This window comes from Alcanivorax sp., assembly GCF_002726155.1.
GTDB lineage: Bacteria > Pseudomonadota > Gammaproteobacteria > Pseudomonadales > Alcanivoracaceae > Alcanivorax.
In genome coordinates this window covers 76,174-83,493 of record NZ_PBSH01000011.1, presented here as the reverse complement: position 1 = coordinate 83,493, position 7,320 = coordinate 76,174, and the positions used below count along the sequence as shown (strand labels likewise).

Annotated in this window: 6 protein-coding genes; 2 read left to right on the top strand and 4 right to left on the bottom strand. The window is 58.2% G+C overall.

Going from position 1 to position 7,320, the window contains the following annotated elements; genetic code table 11:
• The 3 genes from CL546_RS04155 to CL546_RS04145 all read right to left on the bottom strand — a co-directional run.
• Positions 1-1,728, bottom strand: a 1,728-nt coding sequence (locus CL546_RS04155; RefSeq protein WP_290493161.1) for a condensation domain-containing protein, incomplete at its 3' end; no start/stop codon positions are given.
• Positions 1,729-1,767: 39 nt separating this feature from the next.
• Entirely contained in the window at positions 1,768-1,971 is a 204-nt protein-coding gene (locus CL546_RS04150) for an MbtH family protein (protein ID WP_290493160.1), read from the bottom strand.
• Between the two features lie 81 nt (positions 1,972-2,052).
• Entirely contained in the window at positions 2,053-3,711 is a 1,659-nt protein-coding gene (locus CL546_RS04145; protein WP_290493159.1) for a multidrug ABC transporter permease/ATP-binding protein, read from the bottom strand.
• A 200-nt stretch (positions 3,712-3,911) separates the two neighbouring features.
• Between CL546_RS04145 and CL546_RS04140 the strand changes: the two genes are divergently transcribed.
• Both CL546_RS04140 and CL546_RS04135 read left to right on the top strand, forming a co-directional pair.
• Positions 3,912-4,523, top strand: coding sequence for a TetR/AcrR family transcriptional regulator (locus CL546_RS04140; protein WP_290493158.1), 612 nt, complete (start codon positions 3,912-3,914; stop codon positions 4,521-4,523).
• Between the two features lie 106 nt (positions 4,524-4,629).
• On the top strand, positions 4,630-5,265 hold the full coding sequence (locus CL546_RS04135; protein WP_290493157.1) for an endonuclease: 636 nt from the start codon (positions 4,630-4,632) through the stop codon (positions 5,263-5,265).
• Positions 5,266-5,423: 158 nt separating this feature from the next.
• Here the strand turns inward: CL546_RS04135 and CL546_RS04130 are convergent, their stop codons facing one another.
• Positions 5,424-7,199 carry an acyl-CoA dehydrogenase C-terminal domain-containing protein gene (locus CL546_RS04130; RefSeq protein WP_290493156.1) on the bottom strand — a complete coding sequence of 592 codons (1,776 nt, stop codon included), beginning with the start codon at positions 7,197-7,199 and terminating at the stop codon, positions 5,424-5,426.
• Positions 7,200-7,320 lie beyond the last annotated feature (121 nt).

The following is a 7,320-nucleotide window of genomic DNA, read 5'->3' as shown; positions in this document are numbered from 1 at the left end:
GTCCGACGAGGTCAGTAGCAGTTTGGCGCCGCTGTCTTCCAGCATGTAGTGCAAGCGTTCGGAGGGATAACCCGGATCCAGCGGCAAAAAAGCGCCGCCCGCTTTCATCACCGCGATAAAGGCTTCGACCATGGTGACGCCGCGCGCGAAAGACACGCCGACCACATCATCCGCCTTCACGCCTTGGCTAATTAGGTAACGGGCCAATTGATTGGAGCGAGCTTCCAGTTCGGCAAACGATACGCGGGTATCCCCGTGCACCAGCGCAATCGCATCACCCTGTTTCGCGGCCTGCTTTGAAAACAACGACACAAAACTATGCGCTTGCCACTGGCCGGCCCCCTGCCCCCAACGCTCCAGCACGACCTGGTCATCCGGCACCAGCACCGTACTCTCGGTGAGCGGCAATGCTGGCGACTGCAACCACTGGTCCAGCACCTGCTCAAACGCCCCCACCATTTTCCCGGCGAAGGCATCATCAAGAACGCCGTCACCGTGAACCAGCCGCAGCGTCAGGCCACCATGTTCATCCGGCCAGGCATCCAGCACCAGATCAAACGGCGTTTCCGTTACAGGCAGGTCCTCTACCCGAGCCATCAGGTTGCCCAGATTCAAACTCAACCCTTTGCCCTGTTGACGATAATTGAACGCCACCTGGAACAAGGGATGACTGCCCGAACTGCGGGAATCACTCAAGGCATCGACAATTTTTTCAAAGGGTAGATCGCGATTTTTTTTGGCGTCGTTCAAGGCACTGTGGATCTGTGAAATCCAATCGCCAACGGACAGTTCAGGGGAAACATGCCCCTGCACCACCAAGTTGTTCACGAAAAAACCCACCAAAAACTGGTTACTGCCTTTACGGTTGGCGCTAGGTACGCCAACGCGAATCTGCGGCTGCCCCGACACCCGAAACAACAGATACTGCAACACGGCAAGCAATACGGTAAAACGGCTGACGCCCTGCGCTCTGGCAAAATTTTTCAGGGTTTGCGTCTGCTTTGCAGACAGGGAGAAGTCCTGAAAGCGGGCACGACTGGAGGCACCGGACGGTTGTGAAAGGCGGGGCAAAACCAGGGGCTCGCCTTCATTTTGCAGTGTTTCGACCCAGTAATCCCGCTGCGCCCGGGCATCGTCACTGGCAAGCCATTCAGCTTCTGTTTCGACCAGATCCAGATAGGTATTTTTCAGCGGCGGCAGGTTCGGTGTCAGCCCATCACGCAAGGCACTATAGGCAAACAGAAACTCCTGCATGAACACGCCCAACGACCAGGCGTCGCCGACAATATGATGCAACGAGATCAGCAGCACATGCCGTTGCTCGCTCAACCTGACCAGGCGGTAACGCAACAGTGACTCTGCTTCCAGATCAAACGGTTTCGCATTGTGTTCGCGGCCCAGCCGGTAGGCTGCCGCTTCCGGGTCTGCCTCGTGACTGACATCCTCTACCTGCAACGCCCTGCCCACGTGCGGTGCGATCCGCTGCCACCCCTGACCATCCCGCTCAGAGAATTCCACACGCAGGATCGCCTGCCGAGCCACCACATAATTCATGGTCTGCTCAAGCGCTTCCGGATTCAGCTCGCCGTCCAACCACAGCATGCCACCCAGGTTATAGGCCGTGCTCTGCGGTGAAAGCCGCGTAAATAGCCACAGACGTTGCTGTGAAGAGGAAAGCGGGGTCCAGTCGGCCCCCGGGCGCACGTTCTCGATGGCAGACCCGGTCATGTCAGCTCCTTGCCGTTAGTGCAGACGCAAGAGAAAGAATCAGGACGCTTGCGCATCCCGCAGGCGGCGTGGACGCTGGTCTGTCCAGGTCTGATTGATATGCTCAAGGCATTCGCCCTTGTTGCCGGTCACACCGACGGCTTGCCAGCCCGCCGGGACAGGACGATAGGTCGGCCAGATGCTGTACTGCTCCTGATCATTGATGACGACCGTGAATTCCGTTTCAGGATTATCAATACTCATGGCTTCCTCGCCGTTAACAAGAGTGAGAGAAAAGCGCCCCGACCTGAAAGCCCGAGCGCACAAGGAGGATTCAGCAACCGCCTAAATACCCGCTTCGCGCAGCACCTGAACGCTCTCGCGAGCGCTGAGGTCATCCAGTTCTTCCAACCGACCACTATCCATTTTCAGCAGGCGATCAGCGCGATCGAAATAATGATCATCGTGGGTAATGGCAATGATGGTTTTGCCGGCGGCTTGCAGGCGCGGCAGCAGATCGAGATAAAAGAACTGTCGGAATTGCGGGTCCTGATCTGCCGCCCACTCGTCCAGCAACAAGCAGTCCCGGGTCTCCATCACCGCCATTAACAGGGCCAGACGTTTGCGCTGCCCCTGGGAAAAACGAATATCGCTGAGGCGGCCATCTTGCTGGCGCACCTTGTGCTGCATGCCCAGAGTGGCCAGCCAGGCATCCACATCCGCCGCCGCCACTTCCGTGCCATCGCCCTTCAACAGGCGACTGAACAAATGAAAATCCGTGAACACCGATGAAAAGAGCTGGCGAAAGGCAACCCGGTTTGCCTCGGTGACCAGCTCGCCATCCACCCGCAACTCACCCTGCTGGGGCCGATACAGACCGGTGAGCAAGCGGGCAAACGTACTCTTGCCGCTACCATTACCCCCTTGCACGAAAATCAGCTCGCCACGGCGAATGGTGAGATCCAGCGGCCCCACCGCAAAGCCCGGCGCGTCGTCCTGATCCGGATACCGGTAATGCACGCCTTGCAAGCTGAGCGTACTGAAGCCTGCCAGCGTGTCCCCACTTGCCTGCAGGTCCGTCGCATCTTCAGCCAGCTCAAGCCCGGTCAGTTTGCGCAAAGAGACCCGCGCAGCCAGCAAGGTGGGTAACGCAGCGACAGCGCCAATTAAAGGCGTACGCAACAACAAAATGGTGAGTGCAAAAACGGAAGCGGTATTGGCATCCGCCCAACCACGCCCGGCAGCCAGGTAAAACAGCACCCCGATCAGTGCCAGCACCAAAACGTTGGCCAGGTTGCCGGCCACCCCATTGCAAATGTCTGCCCGGGTCACATGGTCACGGTACCCCCGGGCATGGCCATCAAATTCTTCATCAAAGAAACGGGCCGCTCGCGGCCGGTTCAGCGCCAGCTCCTTGCGACCATCAATCATGGATTGATAGTCCTGATAAAGATGGTCATCCCCTTCACGGACCTTGCCCACATGGAAATTAATACACCCAACCAGCCAGACGCCCATCAACGCCGTACCCAGCAACCAGGCCACCGTGACAGCAAACAGTCCCGGTGCCAGCCAGGCCAGCCACCCCAGGGCCGCCACGCTCAACGCGGCGCCGTAGACCAGCTCCGGCAAGTGCACAAAGGCGATTGTCAGGTTGCGCAGATCGGTGCTCAGCGCCGCCAGCAGGTGCGGCCCGCCCACCTTTTCCAGTTGCTCGATATCCGTGGCCAGCACACGGCGCACCAGATCCCGACGCAGGCCGTACACCATTCGGTGCCCCAGCACATGCAAGGTCACCTGGGCGGCCGTGGCCGTGGCCAGCAGCGCCACCAGCAGCAAGGCAAACTGCAACAGCACCACGGCCAAGTCCGCGCCACCGGCTAGCAACCGCTGACTGATGAACGCCAGAACCGCCACACTCAATCCCGCACTCAACACACTGAGCACGGCCACCGCCGCGAAGGCTTTCTTTCTACGGGAAAACAACAGGCCCATGAGGGTCATGAGGGGTGTCCGCCTCCTTGGACAGGGAATGGATAAGAAGAGAATCGCAATGATATTGATTCTTATTTATATATCAACCTTATTTTCGTGCGGTTAATCCCGTTTTAGCCTGTCCGTCTCTTTCTTCACATTGATGCGTATCGCCATTGCCGGAAAGTGTCCTGCTCAATACCATTCAGTGACAGAACAGGACTTATTTCATGACTCAGCAGATCACCACACGCGGCCAGCGACGGCGTCAGGCATTGCTTGATGCCGCCACGCACACCTTTCTCCAGCACGGGTATGCGCGCACTACGCTGGACATGATCATTGCCGAAGCGGGAGGGTCGCGACGCAGCCTCTATGAGTATTTTGGCGATAAGCGCGGCTTGTTCAGCGCGGTGATCACTCACCACACCCACAAGATGATTCACGATATCCGTAGCCTTGAGCTAGACGAACTGCCAGCCCGGAAAGGCCTGGAACGGCTCGGGCACGCTTTTTTCAACGCGCTGACGGACCCGGTCAACCTGGAGCTGTACCGGTTATTGATTGCAGAAGGCTCAGCCTTTGCCGAACTCGGGCAAACCGTTTACGAAGCCGGCCCCCACATGCTGCAGGAGCAGTTACTGCTTTATCTTCAGTGCCTTCACGACCGCGGACAGCTCCCCGGCGCCGAACCCAGCCCCCATGCAGCCCGGCAGTTTTTTGGCATGATCAAGGCCGATTTCCAGCTCTGCGCCCTGCTGGCTCCCAACCAGCTTCCCGACGAAACCGCGATCACCGCACACATCCAGAGTTGCGTGACTCTTTTGTTAGACAACCACTAATCCCGCCATTGGCACCACCTGTCTGCCCGGTATACATTGTAGATATCCGTCACCCTGGCCTTGGGGGCTAAGATGGCAATATTGATAATGTGACAGGATTCACAATATGCACAAATTTACACTTGCCTTGCTGGCAAGTTTTTTGCCGGTTTCGGCCAGCTTTGCCGATGGCATGGACGCACTCTTTCTCAAGCAGGTTTACGCTAACGGAGGCGACACCCTTTATTGTCAGGAATCCTTTCAGCCCGGTGATCGCATTTCGGTAGAACAAATTTACGATGAACGCCGGCTGGCACAGCACTTTGGTTGCCGAAGCAGTCGTCTTTGCGAAAACAATCCGCAATTCTCCGATATTCGTAAAGACCGTCACGCCCTCTTCCCTGTCACCCGCCGCGCCGAGCTGGACCGCCGGCGAACCCTGTTTGGCGATCTGCCGGACACCACAGAGAAAAACAGCAACTGCGGTTACAAACAATCGTTCCAGGTATTCGAGCCTCCGGTTACCGCCAAGGGGGACGTGGCCCGGGCCATGCTTTATCTCCACGAACGCTACGAGCTCCCCCTGCTCGGCACCCTGGATATGTACCAACGCTGGAACCAGGAAGACCCGGTTACCGACGAAGAGCGCCGCCGTAACAACGTTATCGAACAGCTCCAGGGCAACCGCAACCCCTTTATCGATGAGCCCGACCGTGCGCAAAGCCTGCAGGGCAGCTCACCGCTGAATATGCAGTTTCCGTAGAAGAAACACTGCACGCTTCATGCAGCAGGCAACAACACGTACGAATCACGCCCCGCTGCCCTCCTCGCTGAAACGTTAACAGGCATAAAAAAACCGCACCCCGAGAGGTGCGGTTTTTTTAATGCGTGCGGCGTGTGGCGTGCCGCATGCGGCGGCCTTTAAAACAGATCCGCATCCAGGCTCATCATGGTGCCCGCGCCGCTGTTAAGCTGGGCAGCCAGGGACTGGGCTTTCGGCAACACACGCTGGAAGTAGTATTGCCCGGTAATGCGCTTGGCTTTGACGAAGTCATCATCACGACCGTCTGTGGCCGCCAACATCTGGGCCCACAGCCATGCGTAAATCACATACCCGAAGATATCCAGATACTCCACCGCACCGGCACTGATGGCATCCGGGTTGTCACCGGCCTGGGCCAGCAGCGTATCGGTAGAGGACTTCAGCAATGCCAAAGCCGCTTGCAGGTCGTCTTTTACTGCAGCCAGCTGCGCGTTGTCGCCATTGGCATCAACCCAGGCCTGGGCATCCGCCAGGAAGGCATCCACGGACTTGCCACCGTTGCGGGCCACTTTACGGCCGGCCAGGTCCAACGCCTGGATACCGTTGGTGCCTTCGTAGATCTGGGAAATACGGCAATCACGAACAAACTGCTCCATGCCCCACTCACGGATATAACCGTGACCACCGAAGACCTGCTGACCGGTGATGGTGGTATCCAGGCCACGGTCGGTGAAGAAGGCCTTGGCAATCGGGGTCAACAGCGCCACGCGATCTTCCGCTTTTTTCTTGGCGTCTGCGTCTTCGCTGAACTTGGAGGTATCCAGCTGCATGCCCACGTAGGCGGCCAGCGCGCGGCCCCCTTCATTGATGGCACGCATGTTCATCAACATGCGGCGCACATCGCCGTGCACGATGATTGGGTCCGCCGGACCGTCCGGGTTTTTCGCGCCGGTGGCGCTACGGCCCTGCAGGCGTTCGCGGGCGTATTCCACCGCGCTCTGGTAGCTCGCTTCACCCAGCCCCAGCCCTTGCAGGCCAATGGACAGACGCTCGTAGTTCATCATGGTGAACATGCACGCCAGGCCCTGGTTCGGCTCACCGATGATCCAGCCTTTGGCGTCGTCGAAGTTCATCACGCAGGTGGCGGAACCCTTGATGCCCATTTTGTGTTCGATAGAACCACAGGTGGCGCCATTGGCGTCGCCCGGGTTGTTATCCGCATCCGGCAAGAATTTCGGCACCAGGAACAGGGAAATGCCCTTGGACCCAGCCGGTGCGTCAGGCAGCTTGGCCAGCACCAGGTGGATATGGTTGCCGGTCAGGTCATGCTCGCCGCCGGTGATAAAAATCTTGGTGCCGGTGATGTTGAAGGAGCCATCATCGTTGGGTACAGCCTTGGTGCGCAGAATGCCCAGATCAGTACCAGAATGCGGCTCGGTGAGGCACATGGTGCCGCTCCACTCACCACTGTACAGCTTGGGCAGGTACTGGGACTTGAGCTCTTCGGAGGCGTGGGCGTCTACCGCCAGGCAGGCACCACTGGTCAGCGCCGGGTACAGGGCAAATGAGGAGCAGGCACTGTGCATCATTTCTTCGAACAGCACCGCCAGTGACTTGGGCATACCCTGGCCACCGAACTCCGGGTTGCCGGAAAAGGCGCTCCAGCCGTTTTCGGCGAAGGTCTTGAATGCATCCTTGAAACCGTCCGGGGTGGTCACTTCCCCGTCGTTCCAGGTGCAGCCCTGCTCATCGCTGTTACGATTCAGCGGGAACAACAGGCCTTCGGTCATTTTGCCCGCTTCTTCCAGAATGGCATCGGACAAATCCTGAGTCACCTCTGCGGTGGCCGGCATGGAGGCCCAGAGCTGGTCCGCGTTGAACACATCGTTGAGAACAAAACGCATGTCCTCGAGGGGGGCTTTATAGGTCGCCATTTGCACATCTCCCGAAAGTTGGCAGGGTGCGAATTTTAGGCAGGCAGGCCTCCGGGTTACAGGCTTATTTGTGACCCGGCGTTCATGGCGGCCATTTCCATCAACAAATACGCACTTCGGC

Bases quoted from the DNA above. Each gene is read 5' to 3' on its own strand.
- CL546_RS04150 (WP_290493160.1), bottom strand. From the start codon at position 1,971: ATGAGTATTGATAATCCTGAAACGGAATTCACGGTCGTCATCAATGAT.
- CL546_RS04145 (WP_290493159.1), bottom strand. From the start codon at position 3,711: ATGACCCTCATGGGCCTGTTGTTTTCCCGTAGAAAGAAAGCCTTCGCG.
- CL546_RS04140 (WP_290493158.1), top strand. From the start codon at position 3,912: ATGACTCAGCAGATCACCACACGCGGCCAGCGACGGCGTCAGGCATTG.
- CL546_RS04135 (WP_290493157.1), top strand. From the start codon at position 4,630: ATGCACAAATTTACACTTGCCTTGCTGGCAAGTTTTTTGCCGGTTTCG.
- CL546_RS04130 (WP_290493156.1), bottom strand. From the start codon at position 7,199: ATGGCGACCTATAAAGCCCCCCTCGAGGACATGCGTTTTGTTCTCAAC.